Genomic DNA, 18,576 nt, shown 5'->3' on the forward strand with positions numbered 1-18,576 from the left:
AATCCTGCTGTTACAAGTCGTACAGCCCCGGCAAGCCGAGGATGCGTGTGAGTTCTTCCAGCGCGGCGGCGCATTCAAGCGCCAGCTGCGGGTCCATCAGATCCTGCGTCTCGACACGGTCGCGATAGTGGCGTTCGACCCACGCCACCAGTTGCGCATACAGCGCCTCGGTCATGATCACGCCCTGGTGCATCGCGGCCGCCTCGGCATCGGTCAGCGCCACGCGCAGGCGCAGGCACGCCGGCCCACCGCCGTTGCGCATGCTCTGGCGCAGATCGAATTCGATCAATTCGTCGATCGGTCCGCGTCCCGCCAGCAAGCCTGCCAGATAATCGGCAACTGCGGCGTTCTCGCGGCATTCGTGCGGCACCACCAGCGCCATGCGCCCATCCGCCTTGGACAGCAGCTGGCTGTTGAACAAGTAGCTGGCGACGGCGTCGCCCACCGCGACCTGGCTCGTCGCCACGCGCACCGGATGCAGCTCGGTGCCGGCAACGGCCAGCGCGCGCCGCAGCGCGTCGAGCGTGCCCGCTTCATCGGCGAACGCCTGCTCGTGATAGAACAGCACATTGCCGTTGCCAACCGCGATGACGTCGTTATGGAAGACGCCCTGGTCGATCACGTCCGGGTTCTGCGATGCGAACACGGTGCGCGCCGGATCCAGGCCGTGCAGGCGCGCGATGGCTTGCGAGGCTTCGAGCGTCTGGCGCGCCGGGTATTTTTTGGGCGCCGGGGCCGACGGATCGAACTCGACGCGGCCATACACGAAGAACTCGACGCCGGCGGCGCCGTGGCTCGCGGCAAAGCGCGTGTGATTGGCCGCGCCTTCGTCGGCAAAGGCCGGCACCGATGGCAGCGGGTCGTGCACCATGAAATGTTCGCTGTTGCCGAAGATCGCGCGCAGCGTGCGCGTGGCCTGCACGTGTTCTTCGGCGCGGTGCAGCTTGTTGTTCAGGTTCGCGGCCGTGAAGTGCACGCGGCCATCGAGCGAATCGGCCGACGGGCTGACGGTGGCCGCGTTGGCGGTCCACATCGGCGCAGCCGACCAGGCGCAGGCCAGGATCACCGGCGCTTCGCGGTAGGCACGGGCCAGCACGTCGGCGTCGGTACCCGAAAAGCCCAGGCTGCGCAGCAGGCGGAAGTTCGGCCGGCCCTGCGGCGGCATCACCGCTTGTGCAAAGCCGCGCGCAGCCAGCTCGCGCATCTTGGCCAGGCCCTGCAAGGCGGCCTGGCGCGGATTGGAGCTGCTGCGCACATTGCTGAACGAGGCTACATTGCCGAACGACAGACCAGCGTAGTTGTGCGACGGGCCAACCAGCCCGTCGAAATTGAATTCGCGTGCGTCGCGCATGGTCACGCTCCTTCGGCCGGGAAGCTCAGGCCGGGCGACAGTTTGGCCGGCATGTCCAGCACCGGGTTCTCGATCGAGGCGACGGGATAGGCGCAATAGTCAGCGGCGTAATACGCGCTCGGGCGGTGATTGCCCGACTTGCCCACGCCGCCAAACGGCGCCGAGCTGGCCGCGCCGGTGGTTGGCCGGTTCCAGTTGACGATGCCGGCGCGGGCGCGCACGGCAAAGCGCTGCCACAGGTCTTCGGACGGCGACAGCAGGCTTGCGGCCAGGCCGTATTGGGTAGCGTTGGCCACGCGCAGCGCGTCATCAAAACTCGCCACGCGGATCACTTGCAGCAAGGGGCCGAACCATTCTTCGTCCGGAATGCCTTGCGCGTCGGTCGTGTCGACGATGCCGGCGGTGACGAAGCCGGTGTTCGGGTCGAGCTGGCGCATTGCCAGCAGCAGCTTGCCACCCTTGGCGACCATGTCTTCCTGCGCCTGAACCAGGCGCGCGGCGACGGCGCTCGAGACAACGGGCCCCATGAACGGCTGCGGCTCGGCGTTCGACGGGCCGACCTGCAACTGCGCGGCCACGGCCACCAGGCGCGCGAGGAACGCGTCGCCGGCAGCGCCGTTCTCGATCACGAGACGGCGCGCGCAGGTGCAGCGCTGGCCGGCCGAGATGAAGGCCGACATCACCGTGTGGTGCACGGCCGCGTCGATATCTTCCACGCCCCACACGACGAGCGGATTGTTGCCGCCCATTTCCAGCGCCAGCATCTTGCCCGGCTGGCCACCGAACTGTTTATGCAGCGCGGCGCCGGTCTGGCTGCTGCCGGTAAACAGCACGCCATCGATCAGCGCTTGCTGGCCCAGTGCGATGCCGGTGTCGCGGCCGCCGTTGACCAGGTTCAGCACGCCCTTGGGCAAACCGGCCTGCTCCCACAGCTGCACCGTCTTGACGGCCGTGCGCGGTGCGTATTCGCTGGGCTTGAACAGCAGCGTGTTCCCCGCGATCAGCGCCGGCACGATGTGGCCGTTCGGCAGGTGGCCCGGGAAGTTGTATGGCCCATAGACAGCGAACACGCCGTGCGGACGGTGGCGCAGCACGGCGTTGCCGTCGGCGACCTTGGTTGCGCTCTCGCCGGTGCGGGCAGCGTGCGCCTGGACCGAGATGTCGATCTTGTTGGCCATCGTCGCGACTTCCGTGCGCGCTTCCCACAAGGGTTTGCCGACTTCTTCGGCGATCGTCGCGGCGAGCGACTCGGCGTTGTCCTTCAGCAGATCGCGAAAACGCGTGGCGATGGCAATGCGCTCGGCCAGCGGCGTCAGGGCCCAGGCTTCGAAGCTGTCGTGCGCGGCTTGCGCGGCGCGCGCGATGTCATCCGGGCTCGATGCATTGCTGGTCCAGGTCTGGCGGCCGGTCGATGGGTCGATCGTCGCGAGTTCGGTGCCACTGCCGGCGAGCCATTCGCCGTTGATGTAATTCGAGAGATTAGCCATGGGTGTTTTTCCTGGTATTGAGTGTCAGGGTACGCACATTGTCGCCAGCGGCGACGCGCAGCAGCGCCAGCTCGTCGGGACTCAGGACCACGCTGCCCGCGCCGGGCACGGCGCGCGTGAGGATCATCCGGAAGTCGTCAAGGCGCGTGTTCGACACCAGCATGTGTTCGGTGTCGTGGGCGATGTCCTTGGGTGCACCCTCGACCACCTCGCCGGCGTCGATCGCAGGCAAGCCTTGCGCCGCCACGGCCAGCACGCTGTCGCGCACCGCGCGTAGTTCGGACACGCGGCCCTGCAGCACGGGGCCGGCGTCGAAAATGTCGACATAGCCTTCGTAGTACATGCCTTCTTGCTCCAGCAGGCGGCGCGCCGGCTGGGTCGAGGTGTGCACCTTGCCGATGACGTCAATCGCCGATTGCGGCAGGTAGTCGACATACAGCGGCTGGCGCGGCATCAGCTCGGCGATGAAGGACTTCTTGCCGATCGCCGTCAGGCCATCGACATGGTTGAAATCCATCTTGAAGAAGTGCCGCCCCAGGCCTTCGTAGAACGGCGAATCGCCGCCCTCGTCCTGGTAGCCGCGCATCTCGGCGATGATCTTTTCGGTAAACAGCTGCTGGAACTGGGCGATGAACAGGAAGCGGCTTTTGGAGAGCCACTTGCCGTTGAAGCCCACGCGGTATTCGGGCAGCAAAAACAGCGAGCACAGTTCGGTCGAACCGGTGAGATCGTTCGACAGGTACAGCGTCTCCATGCGCGTGAAGACATTCAGTTCGCGGCTGCAGTGCACCAGCGTACCAATACGGTAGTTGTAGAACGGCTCGGTCAGGCCCACCGCGCCCTTGATCGCGCAGACGCCGGCGATGCTGCCGTCCTGCGGCTCTTCGAGCACGAACATGTAGTCGCGCTGTTCGGGGCGGATGGTTTCGGCAAACGAGGCCTCGGACGTGGCCAGGCGCTGGCCCAGCATCTCGGGATCGGGCTTCAGCGTCGTCATGCCGCTGCCGGCCTGGTGCGCCATATTGATCAGGGCGTCCAGGTCGGACGTTTTGGCGGCGCGGATCACGAGCATGATGCTTCTCCTTCGATGCGCAGGCAGACAACCTCGTCGCCCGCTGCGACGCCAAGCGCCTGCTGGACGTCGCGCGGCAGCGCGATCGTCGAGCCGTGTTCGAGCGGCGCGCAGTGCAGCGTCACGGCCCGGAAGCCGTTGTCGACACTGGCGACGGCGTAGGCCACCGGCGCGCCGTGATTCGGCGACTCTTGCCCGGCGGCGGCCACGCGCAGGCGCTGCGAGGCGCCGAACGAGCGCAGCGCATTCTTGTGCGCCTGCAGGATCGGGCCGCCGTCGAAAATGTCGATGTACTCGTCGGCTTCAAAACCCTCTTGCGCCAGCAGGTCGAAGGCCATCTGGCCGCCCGGATGGATCTGGCCCAGCGCCGCCTGGGCGTCGCCCGGCAGCAGCGGTACGTAGACGGGATAGTGCGGCATCAGTTCGACGATCAGCGTGCGGTTGCGGGCGCCTTCGATCAGGCGCTCGGCTTCGAGAAAATCCATCTTGAAGAACTTGCGGCCCAGCGCATTCCAGAACGGCGACTGGCCATCGGCATCGACGCGCCCGGCCAGCGGCACGAAGAAGCGGTCGCCAAAGCGGTGCGGTGCGAGCATCGCGTACAACAGGCGCGCGCGCGACAACAGCGCCGCCTCGACGCCAGCGCTCTCGCGGTTGCGGACAAAAAAACCCGACAAATGCGAATAGGCAGTCAGCTCGGAGCACAGCGTGAGTGCGTGCACGTTGTGGCTGATGTTCAGGTCGCGCGAGACCTGCTGGATGACATCGTTGCGAAACGCGAAATAGGTGCCGTTCGAGCCGGCCGACGCGTGGATGGCGGCGGTGCCGACGACCTCGCGCGAGCGCAGGTCTTCGAGCACGAACAGATACGATTCTTCGCTTGGAATATCGACTTGCGCGGCGAACGAAGCGAGCGAGCGCTCGACGGCGGCATTGATGCCTTCACGCGTGCGCGGGAGCGTATGCACCCCCGGCATCGAAATAGCGGCCATCGCTTCGAGCGCGCCGATATCCGCGCGATCTACCGGACGGACAACATACATGTGGTCTCCCTGTGGGTCAGTGCGTGCGGCCGGCCGCCTCGATCAAGGCGGCCGGCGGTTCCGATGCGTCAGGCGGCGTCGGGTGCAGGCACGGGTGCCTCTTTGCGTGGCGCCGCAGGCTCGTCGATGGCGTCGGCCAGGAATTCGGCCACGGCAGCGCGCATGATGCGGTTCGCTTCCGCGATCTGCGCGTCCGAGACGATCAGCGCTGGCGCCAGGCGCACGACGTCCGGACCGGCGATCAAGAGCATCAGGCCCATCTTCTCGGCGATCTTGGTGAAGTCCTTCGAGCGGCCTTTCGACGTTTCCGCCATCGGCAGGCCCAGGAGCAGGCCCATGCCGCGTGGCTGGCCGAACACCTGCGGGAAGTCCGCCGCCAGTTGCAGCAGGTTCGTCATGATCGCCACGTTGGCTTCTTTTACGCGCGCCAGGAAGGCAGGCTGGTTGATGATCTCCAGGACCTTGAGGGCGACGGTGGTGGCCAGTGGATTGCCGCCGTAGGTCGTGCCGTGGCTGCCCACGCCCAGGTGCTGGGCGATCTCAGTGGTGGTGAGCATCGCGCCGATCGGGTAGCCATTGCCCAGCGCCTTGGCCGACGTCAGGACGTCCGGCTTGACGTTCATCTGCTCATAGGCGAACAGCGTGCCGGTGCGGCCCATGCCCGACTGGACTTCATCGAAGATCAGCAGCGCGCCGGTCTGGTCGCACAGCTCGCGCAGCGCTTTCAGGTAGTCCGGGTTGCCCGGAATGACGCCGCCCTCGCCCTGGATCGGCTCGACGATCACGGCCGCGACATCATCGGTAATTGCGGCGCGCGCGGCCTCGATGTCGTTGTACGGGATGTGGCTCAGTTCCGGTGGCAGCGGCTCGAAGCCTTCGGTGTACTTCGACTGGCCGCCGACCGACACGGTAAACAGCGTGCGGCCGTGGAACGAGGCCAGGCACGAGACGATGCGCGACTTGTGCGGACCAAACTTGGTGTGCGCGTATTTACGAGCGAGCTTGAGGGCCGCTTCGTTGGCTTCGGCGCCCGAGTTGCAGAAGAACGCGCGCTCGGCGAACGTCGCTTCGGTCAGGGCACTGGCCAGGCGCAGCACCGGCTCGTTGGTGTAGCCGTTGCCAAGGTGCCAGAGGGTATTGAGCTGTTTCGTCAGCGCTTCGTTAACTTCAGGATGGGCGTGGCCCAGCGAGGTGACGGCGATGCCCGAGGTGAAGTCCAGATACTGCTTGCCTTCCTGGTCCCACAGGTCCAGGCCCGATGCGCGCACCGGCACCATGGCGGCCGGGGCGTAGGTCGGGACCAGGACGTCGTCGAAGGTCTGGCGGGTGACAGACCGCGTGGCGATACCCGAATCAAGCTGAGCGTTCATGGCTTTTTCCTCATCCAATCAATGTAAATGGCGCGGGATGCTTCTCCCGCATGATCAATTCATTATAGAAACGCTGGCCGACAACTTCTTTTAGAAGTGCGACAGGCATTTTCATTTTTGACGCTACCGGACGGCACTATTGCGCCAGCTTCCTCTGCCGCTCTTCGCGTGGCGTATTGCCGAACAGGGCCCCAAACGCCGTCGAAAAGTGCGAGCCGGACGAAAACCCGCACATCAGCCCCACCTGGACGATCGAGTGATTGGTGTCGAGCAGGAGCTGGCGCGAGCGGCGCAGGCGCAGTTCGAGGTAGTAGCGCGACGGCAGGCTGCCCAGATATTGCTTGAACAGTCGCTCGAGCTGGCGTCGCGAGATGCCGGCCAGCTGGGCAATTTCGTCGGTGGACAGCGGCTCTTCGATATTGGCTTCCATCAGCGCCACCGCCTCGGACAGTTTCGGTTGCAGCGCGCCGAAGCGGGCTTGCAGCGCCACGCGCTGGCGCTCGTCCGGGCCGCGCACGCGGTCGATGCACAGCGTTTCTTTCACTTGCGCCTGGACGGTCGCGCCGAACAGCAGATCGACCAGCGTCAGCGCGAAGTCGATACTGGCCGCGCCGCCGCAGCAGGTGAGGCGGTTGGCGTCGAATTCGTACAGATTGGGGGTGAGCAGGGCCTGCTCGGCTTGGGCATTGACGTCTGGATACAGCGCCCACGGCAAGGCCGTGCGCACGCCATGCAGGACACCCGCATCGGCCAGCCACAGCACGCCGGCGCCGACGCCGCCCCAGAACGGCGCGGCGCGGCAGCGCTCGACCAGCGCGCGCAGATTGGCCGGGCGCAGCGCCGCTTCGGCCTCATCGGCCACCAGCAGCACCAGGTGCCAGTGGCGCTGGGCGTCGCCCATGAATTTGTCGGGACTGCGCACGTCGACGTGCAGGCGCTCGGGGCCCAGCACCTTGGCAGCGAGCCGCAACGGCTGGTACAGCCCGGACCAGGTCAGCGCGTCCGGCTCGCCGGCATTGACCAGGAGCACGCGCAGCAGCCGCTCCTGGGTCAGCAGGGACAGGTCAGGCTGCATCGCGGCGGATGGTCAGGGTCACGAAAAGGAAACGGCCACAGGCCTGTGCAAACGACATGGGCGTACATCATACCGGAGAACATTCATGCAACGAGCCTGTGGCGGCCTGCCCCGCAATATTGCGTACCGATGAACGCGTGGTGCTACAGGCAGTGCAGCGGGCGGCTATAATCCCGCCCCATGGGGGAACGATATCTAAAAAGCGTCCGACTGCTGGCCGAGTGCATGCAGAGCTTCGAGCGCGTCTCGGGCGACGCCGTGCGCCAGAATGGCTTGACGCATGCGCAGTTCGATATCATCGCCACGCTCGGCAACACGAGCGGCATGAGCTACAAGGAGCTGGGCGAGCGCACCCTGATCACCAAGGGCACGCTCACCGGCGTCATCGAACGCCTGGAGCACAAGGGCCTGGTGCTGCGCGAGCGCAGCTGTGACGACAAGCGCTCGTTCTTCGTGCGCCTCACGCCGGCCGGGGAACAGGTATTCTGCAACGTATTCCCGATCGTGATCGCACGCGGCAAGGAATTGTTCCACGCTTACAGCGACACCGACTTCGCCACGCTCGAAACCGCCCTGACGCTGCTGCGCACCCGCATCGCCAGCCACGGCAACGGTCCCCTGCCATCATCACCCCACCTGAAGGAAACGCCTTGAAAACCGCCCTCATCGACGACAAGAAGCCCGCCCATTTCGACAAGCACATTATCGGCAACATCCTGCTCGACGTCGCTCCACTGGACGAAGTCCAGCAAGAACCGATGCTGATCGGCGTGCGCAACGAAGCCGGCGAAATCTACCGCCTCATCGGCGCCACCAAGCTCAACAGCTACATGAACGCCGTCGAAGAACTGTTCGACCTGGGCCTGGCAGACGAGCTGGAAAACACCGAAGAGCCAAAAGAAGGCTGCGACGCCATCTTCAGCGAAGCGTAATCCGGTCGCAGGGATGCCACAGGCCCTTGCCCGTGGTTCTCTAGAGCAATATATTTGGTCGTGTTCCGATGGGTTGGGGGTATAATTTTTTGATGGACCAACTCTCCTCTCTCGACAGCATCGCTGCTGAAGCCAGCCGGGGCGAACTCACGTTCCCCACCAGCGTTCACGCATCGCTCAGGTTGCAGCGGGCGTTGAGCGAACCCGACTGCCACATCGACGCCGCCGCCCGCCTCGTGCAGGCCGAGCCGCTGCTGGCCGCGCGCACGGTGGCGATCGCCAACTCGGTCGCCTATAACCGCTCCGGCAACGACGTCACGAGCGTGCCCGCAGCCGTGCAGCGGGTGGGCTTTCGCACGTTGGGCGCGCTGGCCGCGTCCGTCATCGTGCGCCAGCTGGCCAGCGAAATCCGCGACCCGGGCCTGCGCAAGAAGGCCGACCAGCTGTGGACCCACTCGGCCCACGTGGCCGCACTGGCCCAGGTGATCGCGCGCCGCGTCTCGTTTGTCGACCCTGAAACTGCGCTGTTCGCTGGCATCGTGCATGAAGTCGGCGGCTTTTATCTGCTGTCGCGCGCCGAAGCGATGCCGGGGCTGCTTGACGATCATCTCGACGCCTGGCTCGACCATGGCGAAGCGGCCATCGGTCGCGGCGTGCTGCACCAGCTCGCCGTACCGGCGCCGGTGATGAGCGCCATCGAAGCGTTGTGGAACGGCATGCGCGCGCTGCCACCCGAAACCCTCGGCGACACGCTGCTGCTGGCCAATGACCTGGCACCCTTTCCGTCGCCGCTGTTCGCGCCCGTGGGCGCCACGACCTACGCGGCCGCAGCCACCATCGACTTCGTGTTCGGCCACGGCACGCTCAAGGGCGTGCTGGAAGAGTCGGGTGAAGAGGTCAAGAGCCTGGCCTCAGCGCTGCTGTAAGCAAAAAAATGCCCGCTCGGTGAGGAGCGGGCCAAAGTCCAAAACTAGGGATGTCCTGAAAGAGACAGCCTGATCTTATGTCTCACAGGGTGCGCACTCGGTGCGCTGACTCACACTCGCACCATCTTTTCGCACGGATTTTATCCCTGTTTTTCCGCACGCCATTGCCACCCCTGGCGTGCCGGTCGCATCCCCGCTTTCTGCTAAGGTCACGCCAATAAATGGCGTACGCAACAGTGCGCCCCGACCTTCTGGAGAATCCCATGAAAATCAGCTTGCAAGACCAGGTGGTGCTCGTCACCGGTGGCGATTCCGGCATCGGCCGCGGCATCAGCCTCGCGTTCGCCGAGGCCGGCGCGCAGGTCGTCGTCAACTACAACAGCAGCCGCGACAAGGCCGAAGAGGTCGTCGCGCAGATTGCGGGCGCCGGGGGCCGCGCCGTGGCGGTCCAGGCCAATGTCGGGCACGAAGACGATGTCGGGCGCCTGTTCGACGAAACCATCAAAGCCTTTGGCGGCATCGATATCCTGGTCGCCAACTCGGGCATCCAGAAAGACGCGCCGATCGCCGAGATGACGCTCAAGGACTGGCAAGCCGTCATCGACGTCAACCTCACCGGCCAGTTCCTGTGCACGCGCGCGGCCATCCGGCGCTTTCGCGAGCAGGGCAACCGCGGCCGCATGCGCGCCAACGGCGCCATCCTGTGCATGAGTTCCGTGCACGAGATCATTCCCTGGGCCGGCCACGTGAACTACGCCGCGTCCAAGGGCGGCATCGGCATGCTGATGCGCTCCCTGGCGCAGGAAGTGGCGCCAGACCGCATCCGCGTCAATGCCATCGCCCCGGGCGCGATCCGCACGCCGATCAATGCCGAGGCCACCGAAGGCGCGGCGGCCGACAAGCTGCTCAAGCTGATCCCGTATGGCCGTATCGGCGACGTGGAAGACGTCGCGGCGCTGGCGCTGTTCATGGCGTCCGACCTGGCCGACTACATGACCGGCACCACGGTGTATGTCGATGGCGGCATGACGCTGTATCCGGGCTTCGAAGACAATGGTTGAACGTTCAGATAATTTGGCCCGCACCCCGCCGCCAAGACCTATTGCCGATCACGGCGCCATCGGTAACCTGGCCACGATGGCACTGGTCGCCACCGACGGCACGATCGACTTTTTGTGCTGGCCCGACTTCGACAGTCCCAGCATCTTCGCCGCCCTGCTCGACCCGGACAAGGGCGGCCACTTCACGCTCGCCCCGCAGATGGCCGATGCACGCGTCGTGCAGACCTACCTGCCCGACACCAACGTCCTGCTCACGCAGTGGCTGAGTGACGAAGCCAGTGTCCAGGTCACCGACCTGATGGCCGGCCCCGAGGAAATCGGCCATGGCGCAGCGCGGCTGCTGCGCCGCGTGCAGGTCACGAAGGGCGACGTGTGCATGCGGCTCGATTGCCAGCCGCGCTTTGACTATGCGCGCCTGCAGCCCGAGGTCAGCATCGCCTCGGACCATGTGGTGTTTTCCGCCGCTGGCGCGCCGTCGCTGCGCCTGTGCGCGCCTGTGGACTTTACGGCTGCCGAAGGCGGCGCCGGCGCCACCTTCGTGCTGAAGGCAGGCGAGTCGATCGACATCGTCATGGACGAAGAAGGCGATCCGCCCCTTGACCAGGCGGCGCGCGATACGCTGGTGGTTGACGTGGTCGCGCACTGGCGCAACTGGGCCCGGCGCTCGACCTACAAGGGCCGCTGGCGCGAGGACGTCACGCGCTCTGCGCTGGTGCTCAAGCTGATGACATCGCGCCGTTACGGTTCGATGGTCGCTGCCGCCACCTTCGGCCTGCCCGAGGTGCTGGGCGGCTCGCGCAACTGGGATTACCGCTCGACCTGGATCCGCGATGCCTCGTTCACCGTGTATGCGCTGATGCGCCTCGGCTACACCGACGAAGCCAAGGCGTTCACGCGCTGGTCGGCCGAGCGGCCCACCCACGGGCCGGATGACGGCCAGTTGCGGATCATGTACGCACTCGACGGCGGCGAAGTGCAGGCCGAAGTCGATCTCGATCACCTGGCCGGTTATGCCGGCTCGCAGCCAGTCCGGATCGGCAACGATGCCGCGACCCAGCTGCAGCTCGATATCTTCGGCGCCCTGCTCGACGCGGTTTACCTGAGCAACAAGTACGGGGAAGCGATCTCGCACGCCGACTGGCTCGGCGTCTGCCACGTGGTCGGCTTCGTGTGCGACAACTGGCGCCGGCCCGACGCCGGTATCTGGGAAGGCCGCGAAGCACCGCGCGAGCACCTGCACTCGCAACTCATGTGCTGGGTGGCGGTCGACCGTGCAATCCGCCTGGCCAGCAAGCGTTCGCTGACTGCGCCATTCGACCGCTGGATCGCGGCGCGCAACGACATCGCCAACTATATCTGGGCCACGTTCTGGAACAAGGAACTGGGCCACTTCGTGCGCAGCAAGGGCTCCACTGACCTCGATGGCGCGATGCTGATGATGCCGCTGGTGCGCTTCATCGGCTCGACCGACCCGCAGTGGCTGGCCACGCTCGACGCCATCGGCGACCAGCTGGGCGACGACGCGCTGGTGCTGCGCTACGACCGCGACGATGGCCTCGAAGGCGAGGAAGGCGCGTTCGCGGCGTGTTCGTTCTGGTATGTGGAATGCCTGGCGCGCGCCGGGCGCCTGGAGCAGGCGCACAACAATATGGAAAAGCTGCTCGCCTACGGCAACCATGTCGGACTGTACGCGGAGGAGTTCACCGGCAAGGCCGAGCTGCTCGGTAACTTCCCGCAGGCGTTCACGCACCTGGCCCTGATCAGCGCCGCGACATATCTCGACAGCGCGCTCGATGGCAGGAACAACCATCCGTGGCAGTTGTAGAGAAAGCAGCTTGCACGCCACCTTTCAAAGCAGCGGCAAGATCATCGACCTGGCCGCTGCGGTGATGCAGACCGGCGTAAGTAGCGCGACAGCGCCGAACACGTTCCCGATCGGCTCGGGTTTATGTAGCAAGTACCCTTGTGCGAAGTCGATGCCGATCTCACGCACGCGCTCCAGCACGTTGGGTTGGTCCACGAACTCGGCGACCGTCTTGACGCCCACCACCCGGGCCACATCAACGAAACAGCGGAGCCGGGAGCCGGGGGAGCCGGGGTCAGGTCTGACATTCGGACACGAACTCAGCCGGGAGCCGGGGTCAGGTCTGACATTCGGACACGAACTCAGCCGTAGCCACTTCCGATGGTATCTTGTCCACTATTCACATGGCCCGGTGCCCGCTCGTTCCGACTGCCTGAATGTCGAGGTCGTGTCCAAATGTCAGACCTGACCCCCGCTTTTCTTCGCTACTGTCGAGATCGTGTCCGAATGTCAGACCTGACCCCCGCTTTTCTGCAAGGAAAGCAGGGCAAAAAAAACCCGCGCCGTTGCCGGGGCGGGTGAAGTCCAAAACTAGGGATGTCCTGAAAGAGACAGTTCCACTATAAATACGGGCACATCGCGGCTCCGTGCGTTGACACACACAAAGCCGCAATCGTGCAATCGGTCAGACGACGGCGCCGTCGGTGTCGTCTTTCTCTTTGACCGGCTTGATCAGGTCTTCACGCTTGACGCCCAGCCACATCGCCACGGCCGCCGCCACGAACACCGACGAATAGATACCGAAGAGAATGCCGATGGCCAGCGCAATCGCGAAGTAGTGCAGTGCGTAGCCGCCGAAGAACAGCATCGACAAGACCATCATCAGTGTCGAGCCGTGCGTGATGATCGTGCGCGAGATCGTGCTGGTGATCGCATGATCGATCACTTCGGGCACGCTCATGCGGCGCTGCTTGCGGAACATCTCGCGGATCCGGTCGAAGATGACAACCGACTCGTTGACCGAGTAACCCAGCACCGCCAGCGTTGCCGCCAGCACCGTCAGCGAGAATTCCCACTGGAAGAACGCGAAGAAGCCCAGGATGATGACCACGTCGTGCAGGTTGGCGACCACGGCAGCGACGGCGAATTTCCATTCGAAGCGGATCGCCAGGTAGACCACGATGCCCAGGATGACCATCAAGAGCGCGTTCAGGCCGTTCTGGGCCAGCTCTGCGCCGACCGACGGGCCGACGAACTGCACCTGCTGCAGGCCCAGCAGCTCCTGGCCGCCAGGTGCCACGCAGCTCGTGCGGTTGAGCACGTCGCCCTTGTCGGTGGTCGTTTGCGTCTGCTTGGGCGTGCCCTGCTCGTCACGGCAAATCGCGTTGAACACGGCCGTCGAGCTGCTCGATGCCGGCGCACCTTCGACGATCGGCAGGCGCAGCATGATGTCCTGCGCAGTGCCGAAACTGGCCACCTCAGGATGCGAATAGCCCATGCCACGCAGCGTGTTACGGATCTTTTCCTGGTCCGCCGCCTTCGGATAGTGCAGCTCCATCACCGTGCCGCCGGTGAACTCCACCGAGAAGTTCAGGTTCTTGGTCACCAGGAAAAACACTGCAGCCAGGAAGGTCACCGCCGAGATCACATTGAGGATCAGGGCGTGGCGCATGAACGGGATATCCCGTTTGATCTTGAAAAATTCCATTGTCGTATCCCGGTGCTTACTTCTTGTTGGGCGTCATGCCAGGCTGCCAGACCGTGCCGATCGACAGCTTGGTCAACTTCTTCTTGCGGCCGTACCACAGGTTGGCGAAACCGCGCGCCACGACCACGGCCGAGAACATCGAGGTCAGGATGCCCAGGCAGTGGACCACGGCGAAGCCGCGCACCGGACCGGAACCGAAGATCAACAGCGCCAGGCCGACGATCAGCGTGGTGACGTTGGAGTCGACGATGGTGTCCCAGGCATGCTTGGAACCGGCCGAAATCGCCGCCTGCGGCGTCGCGCCGGCACGCAGCTCTTCGCGGATACGTTCATTCACCAGCACGTTCGAATCGATTGCCACGCCCAGTGCCAGCGCGATCGCGGCGATACCCGGCAGGGTCAGGGTAATCTGCAGCAGCGACAGCAGGGCCAGCAGGAACAGCACGTTGGCCGCCAGCGCCAGCGCCGAAAACACGCCGAACAGGTGGTAGTAGATGACCATGAAGATCGCGATCGCCACGAAGCCCCAGATGGTGGAATGCAGGCCGCGTTCGATGTTCTCGGCGCCCAGTTGCGGGCCGATCACGCGTTCTTCGACGAATTCCATCGGCGCCGACAGCGCGCCCGAGCGCAGCAGCAGCGCCAGTTCGTTGGCGTCCTGCGAGGTACCCATATTGGTGATCTGGAAGCTCGAACCCAGTTCGCTCTGGATGGTCGGCGCCGACAGCACGTTGTAGACGCCCTTTTCTTTCAGCAGGATCGCCATGCGCTTGCCGACGTTTTCACGCGTGGCCAGGCGGATGCGGCGGCCGCCGTCGCCGTTCAGGTCGAGCGAGACGGCAGGCTGCTGGTTCTGGTCGAAGCTGGCGGTGGCGCTCGAAATCGATTCGCCGGTCAGGATGATGTCGCGCGAGACGACGATCGGTGCGCCGCGACCTTCGGTGAACAGTTCGGAGTTGATCGGAATCGCTGCCGACAGCTCGGTGCCCGGGGTCACGGTGGTGTCGACCATGCGCAGTTCGAGCGTGGCGGTGCGGCCGATAATGTCCTTGGCGCGGGCGACGTCCTGCACGCCTGGCAGCTGGACCACGATGCGGTCGGCGCCCTGCTGCTGGATGATCGGCTCGGTGGTACCCAGTTCATTGATACGCTTGGACAGCGTCATGATGTTCTGCTTGATGCCGTCTTCGACCGAGCGCTTGATGGCTTCGGGCTTGAGGCTCACGACCAGCTTCATGTCGGCGCCATCGGCGGCGTCGGCAAAGGCCAGCTCGCTCGACTGCGCGGCCAGCACGTTGCGCGCATTGCTGCGGGTGGCGGCGTCGCGGAAGCGCACTTCGATGGTGTCGCGCACGCGCTCGATGCCGCTGTGGCGCACGTTCTTGTCACGCAGGTTGCTGCGCACGCTCGACTGCAGGGCTTTGACTTTGTTGTCGAGGACCGCTTTGGTGTCGACCTGCAGCAGGAAGTGCACGCCACCGCGCAAGTCCAGGCCCAGGCTCATCGGCGCTGCGCCAATGGCCGTCATCCAGGCCGGAGTGTTCTTCACCAGGTTGACGGTGACGATGTAATCGGGATTGGCAGGGTCGCGGTTGAGTTCGCGTTCGAGGGCCAGCTTGGCCTTGAACTGCTCTTCGGTACCGGCGAAGCGCGCGCGCACCGAGGTGGTGTGGCCCGTGCCTTCGAGGGTGATACCGGTGGATGGAATGCCGGCACGCTTGAGCGCATCCTCGACCACGGTAGTGGAGGCACTCGTGATATTTAGGGTAGAGCGGCCTGATGTGACCTGCAACGCCGGCGTTTCGCCGAAGTAGTTCGGTGCCGTGTACAAGGCGCCCAGCAGCAGCGCAATGACGATCAGTATGTATTTCCAGACGGGATAGCGATTCATAGTGTTCCGGCGTTCAGGTTAGGCAGTGCGGGTTGCCCCGCACGGCGCACAGCTAAGGCTTACAGGGCTTTCAGCGTGCCTTTTGGCAGCAGCGTGGTCACCGAATTCTTTTGCACGGTGATTTCGGTGCCGACGGCAACTTCCAGCGTCACATAGGCTTCGGCCACTTTCGAAACACGGCCGACGATACCGCCGGCGGTCACGACTTCGTCGCCCTTGGCCAGTGCGTCCATCATGGCTTTCGCCTCTTTCTGGCGTTTCTGCTGAGGACGGATCATCAGGAAATACATGACCACGAACATCAGGATCAGCGGCAGGAAGGTCGTCAGGCTACCCATGATGCCGGCATCGGCGACAGGGGCAGTTTGCGCGTACGCGTTGGAAATGAACACAAGAACTCCGATGGTGAAGTTAAAAAAATAAGCGGTGTATTCTAGCATCGGCCAGAAGCCGCAAACCATATCCGGCAGTATGTCGTCTTGCTTTCAGGTATTGCAAGACAAACCGGTCGATATTGCATGCAGCCCCAACCGTCAATACGGCAAGATCGGGGCTGCAGGGTAAGCAAGTGCTTACACGCCGCGTGCGCGGTCGGCCGCGAATTTGACGCGGAACGCCTGGAAGCCGTCGGCGTCGATCGCGTCGCGCATTTCCTGCATCAGATTCAGGTAGTAATGCAGGTTGTGGATCGTGTTCAGGCGCGCGCCGAGGATCTCGTTCGAGCGGTGCAGGTGGTGCAGGTAGGCGCGCGAGAAATTCTGGCAGCAGTAGCAGGTGCAGCTCTCGTCGAGCGGCGCCATCTCTTCTTTATAGCGCGCATTCTTGATCTTGACGTCGCCAAAGCGCGTAAACAGCCAGCCGTTGCGGGCGTTCCGGGTCGGCATCACGCAGTCGAACATGTCGACGCCGTTGGCCACGCCATCGACCAGGTCTTCCGGCGTGCCCACGCCCATCAGGTAATGCGGCTTGTTCTCGGGCAGGCGCGGGCCGACGTGGGCCAGGATGCGCTTCATGTCTTCCTTCGGCTCGCCGACCGACAGGCCGCCAATGGCCAGCCCCGGGAAGTTGATGTCTTCCAGACCGGCGAGCGACTCGTCGCGCAGGTGCTCGTACATGCCGCCCTGGACGATGCCGAACAGCGCGTTCGGGTTGCCGCCGCTCGTGAATTCATTCATCGAGCGCTGGGCCCAGCGCAGCGACATGCGCATCGATTTCGCTGCTTCTTCCGCGGTGGCCGGGCGGCCGTCGATTTCGTAGGGCGTGCATTCGTCGAACTGCATGACGATGTCCGAGTTCAGCGCGCGCTGGATCTGCATCGAGATTTCCGGCGACAGGAACAGTTTCGAGCCATCGATCGGCGAGGCAAACTTGACGCCCTCTTCCGTGATCTTGCGCATTGCGCCCAGCGAAAACACCTGGAAGCCGCCCGAGTCGGTCAGGATCGGACCATCCCAGCCCATGAACTTGTGCAGGCCGCCGAACTTGTTCATCACGTCCACGCCCGGGCGCAGCCACAGGTGGAAGGTATTGCCCAGGATGATCTGCGAGCCGACGTCTTTCAGCTCGATCGGGTCCATCGCCTTGACCGAGCCGTAGGTACCGACCGGCATGAAGATCGGGGTTTCGATGGTGCCGTGGTTCAGCTTGAGGCGGCCGCGGCGGGCGTGCGACAGGCCGCTGGTGTCTTTTTTGAGCAGGGTAAATTCGAGCATGTGTTCTCTGACTTATCGTGAGGTGGTGCTCAAGAGCATGGCGTCGCCATAGCTGAAGAAGCGGTATTCGTTGGCAATCGCGTGCGCGTAGGCAGCGCGGATCGGCGCATAGCCGGCAAAGGCCGACACCAGCATCAGGAGCGTCGACTTGGGCAGGTGGAAGTTGGTCACCAGGCGCGTGACCGTTTTAAAGGTGTAGCCGGGCGTGATGAACAGGGCCGTGTCGGCGCTGCCGGCAACCAGTTCGCCGCTTTGCGACGCCGACTCCAGCGCGCGCAGGCTGGTCGTGCCGACGGCAACCACATCGCGGCCTGCGGCCCGGGTGGCGCGCACCGCGTCCACCGTCTCTTGCGCGATCGTGTACCACTCGGTGTGCATCTTGTGTTCGCTGAGGTCTTCGACCCGCACCGGCTGGAAAGTGCCAGCGCCCACGTGCAGCGTGACGTAGGCAAAGTTCACGCCTTTCGCGGCCAGGCGGTCGAGCAGCGGCTGGTCGAAATGCAGGCCGGCCGTGGGCGCGGCCACGGCGCCAGGCTCTTTCGAGTACACCGTCTGATAACGCTGTTCGTCGAATTCGTCGGCGGTGTGCTCGATGTACGGCGGCAGTGGCAGGCGGCCGTGCGCTTCGATCAAGTCGAACACATCGCCCTCAAAGTGCAGCGTGAAGAATTCGCCGGCGCGCTCGCCTGCCGTCACATCGAAGGCGTCGGCCAGGCGGATGCGGTTGCCGGGTTTCGGCGACTTCGACGCGCGGACCTGGGCCAGCACCGTGCGGTTGTCGAGCACGCGCTCGACCAGCACCTCGACCTGGCCGCCGGATTCCTTGACGCCGAAGAAGCGCGCCTTGAGCACACGGGTGTTGTTCATCACGAGCAGGTCGCCCGCCTGCAGTTGGTCGACGATGTCGGCGAACTGGCGGTCGATGATCTGGTCGCCATCGAGGTGCAGCAGGCGCGACGCGCTACGGTCCGGCAGCGGCAATTGCGCAATGCGCTCGGGGGGCAGGTCGAAGTCGAAATCGGATAGCGAATACATGATGTTCAATTGGTTGGGCAAATCTCGGCAAATCAATGCTGCCAGCTTTACAATAGAGGCTTGAAGCGCATACGGCGAACCTTCTATTTTACGTCAGCAAGCGCCACTT

General features: G+C 64.4%; 17 protein-coding genes. 5 read left to right on the forward strand and 12 right to left on the reverse strand.

The genetic code is table 11. The features are described 5' to 3' along the window. Positions 1–10 precede the first annotated feature (10 nt). From astB to AC1MGT_RS09760, 6 genes are all read right to left on the reverse strand, one after another. Positions 11–1,351: an N-succinylarginine dihydrolase gene (gene astB, locus AC1MGT_RS09735; protein ID WP_499504011.1), complete on the reverse strand. Its 1,341-nt coding sequence runs from the start codon at positions 1,349–1,351 to the stop codon at positions 11–13. A gap of 2 nt (positions 1,352–1,353) precedes the next feature. Further along, complete coding sequence (gene astD, locus AC1MGT_RS09740) at positions 1,354–2,838, reverse strand: succinylglutamate-semialdehyde dehydrogenase (protein ID WP_499504012.1); 1,485 nt, start codon at positions 2,836–2,838, stop codon at positions 1,354–1,356. Then, positions 2,831–3,910 (reverse strand): arginine N-succinyltransferase, encoded by a 1,080-nt coding sequence (gene astA / locus AC1MGT_RS09745; protein WP_499504013.1) that lies wholly within the window; start codon positions 3,908–3,910, stop codon positions 2,831–2,833. The genes astD and astA overlap by 8 nt, the downstream gene beginning before the upstream one ends. Further along, complete coding sequence (locus tag AC1MGT_RS09750) at positions 3,901–4,953, reverse strand: arginine N-succinyltransferase (protein ID WP_499504014.1); 1,053 nt, start codon at positions 4,951–4,953, stop codon at positions 3,901–3,903. Before AC1MGT_RS09750 ends, astA begins: the two co-directional genes overlap by 10 nt. A gap of 68 nt (positions 4,954–5,021) precedes the next feature. Further along, the gene (locus tag AC1MGT_RS09755; protein ID WP_258835945.1) at positions 5,022–6,323 is read right to left on the reverse strand and encodes an acetylornithine/succinyldiaminopimelate transaminase; all 1,302 of its coding nucleotides are present in this window, start codon (positions 6,321–6,323) and stop codon (positions 5,022–5,024) included. A gap of 136 nt (positions 6,324–6,459) precedes the next feature. After that, complete coding sequence (locus AC1MGT_RS09760; protein WP_183555994.1) at positions 6,460–7,398, reverse strand: GlxA family transcriptional regulator; 939 nt, start codon at positions 7,396–7,398, stop codon at positions 6,460–6,462. A gap of 225 nt (positions 7,399–7,623) precedes the next feature. Between AC1MGT_RS09760 and AC1MGT_RS09765 the strand changes: the two genes are divergently transcribed. The 5 genes from AC1MGT_RS09765 (at position 7,624) to AC1MGT_RS09785 (ending at position 12,142) form a co-directional block, all read left to right on the forward strand. Then, entirely contained in the window at positions 7,624–8,052 is a 429-nt protein-coding gene (locus AC1MGT_RS09765; RefSeq protein ID WP_332533498.1) for a MarR family winged helix-turn-helix transcriptional regulator, read from the forward strand. Further along, entirely contained in the window at positions 8,049–8,330 is a 282-nt protein-coding gene (locus AC1MGT_RS09770; RefSeq protein WP_183555992.1) for a hypothetical protein, read from the forward strand. The genes AC1MGT_RS09765 and AC1MGT_RS09770 overlap by 4 nt, the downstream gene beginning before the upstream one ends. Before the next feature lie 92 nt (positions 8,331–8,422). Next, positions 8,423–9,256 (forward strand): HDOD domain-containing protein, encoded by an 834-nt coding sequence (locus AC1MGT_RS09775; protein ID WP_499504015.1) that lies wholly within the window; start codon positions 8,423–8,425, stop codon positions 9,254–9,256. Between the two features lie 263 nt (positions 9,257–9,519). Continuing rightward, complete coding sequence (gene fabG / locus AC1MGT_RS09780; protein ID WP_499504016.1) at positions 9,520–10,317, forward strand: 3-oxoacyl-ACP reductase FabG; 798 nt, start codon at positions 9,520–9,522, stop codon at positions 10,315–10,317. Positions 10,318–10,330: 13 nt separating this feature from the next. Continuing rightward, positions 10,331–12,142: a glycoside hydrolase family 15 protein gene (locus AC1MGT_RS09785; protein ID WP_499504017.1), complete on the forward strand. Its 1,812-nt coding sequence runs from the start codon at positions 10,331–10,333 to the stop codon at positions 12,140–12,142. A gap of 24 nt (positions 12,143–12,166) precedes the next feature. On the opposite strand, the gene AC1MGT_RS09790 is transcribed toward AC1MGT_RS09785, so the two are convergent. The 6 genes from AC1MGT_RS09790 to queA all read right to left on the reverse strand — a co-directional run bounded on the left by AC1MGT_RS09790 (position 12,167) and on the right by queA (position 18,467). Further along, on the reverse strand, positions 12,167–12,487 hold the full coding sequence (locus AC1MGT_RS09790; protein ID WP_499504277.1) for an EAL domain-containing protein: 321 nt from the start codon (positions 12,485–12,487) through the stop codon (positions 12,167–12,169). A 319-nt stretch (positions 12,488–12,806) separates the two neighbouring features. After that, complete coding sequence (gene secF, locus AC1MGT_RS09795; RefSeq protein ID WP_499504018.1) at positions 12,807–13,829, reverse strand: protein translocase subunit SecF; 1,023 nt, start codon at positions 13,827–13,829, stop codon at positions 12,807–12,809. Positions 13,830–13,845: 16 nt separating this feature from the next. Continuing rightward, positions 13,846–15,720, reverse strand: a complete 1,875-nt coding sequence (gene secD, locus AC1MGT_RS09800) for a protein translocase subunit SecD (RefSeq protein ID WP_499504019.1) — start codon at positions 15,718–15,720, stop codon at positions 13,846–13,848. A 59-nt stretch (positions 15,721–15,779) separates the two neighbouring features. Further along, positions 15,780–16,112, reverse strand: a complete 333-nt coding sequence (yajC, locus tag AC1MGT_RS09805; RefSeq protein WP_183555984.1) for a preprotein translocase subunit YajC — start codon at positions 16,110–16,112, stop codon at positions 15,780–15,782. 180 nt (positions 16,113–16,292) lie between these two features. Next, positions 16,293–17,432 carry a tRNA guanosine(34) transglycosylase Tgt gene (gene tgt / locus AC1MGT_RS09810; RefSeq protein ID WP_499504020.1) on the reverse strand — a complete coding sequence of 380 codons (1,140 nt, stop codon included), beginning with the start codon at positions 17,430–17,432 and terminating at the stop codon, positions 16,293–16,295. Between the two features lie 12 nt (positions 17,433–17,444). Beyond that, positions 17,445–18,467 (reverse strand): tRNA preQ1(34) S-adenosylmethionine ribosyltransferase-isomerase QueA, encoded by a 1,023-nt coding sequence (gene queA, locus AC1MGT_RS09815; protein ID WP_499504021.1) that lies wholly within the window; start codon positions 18,465–18,467, stop codon positions 17,445–17,447. Positions 18,468–18,576: the final 109 nt, after the last annotated feature.

Source organism: Telluria sp. BA11, assembly GCF_056680305.1.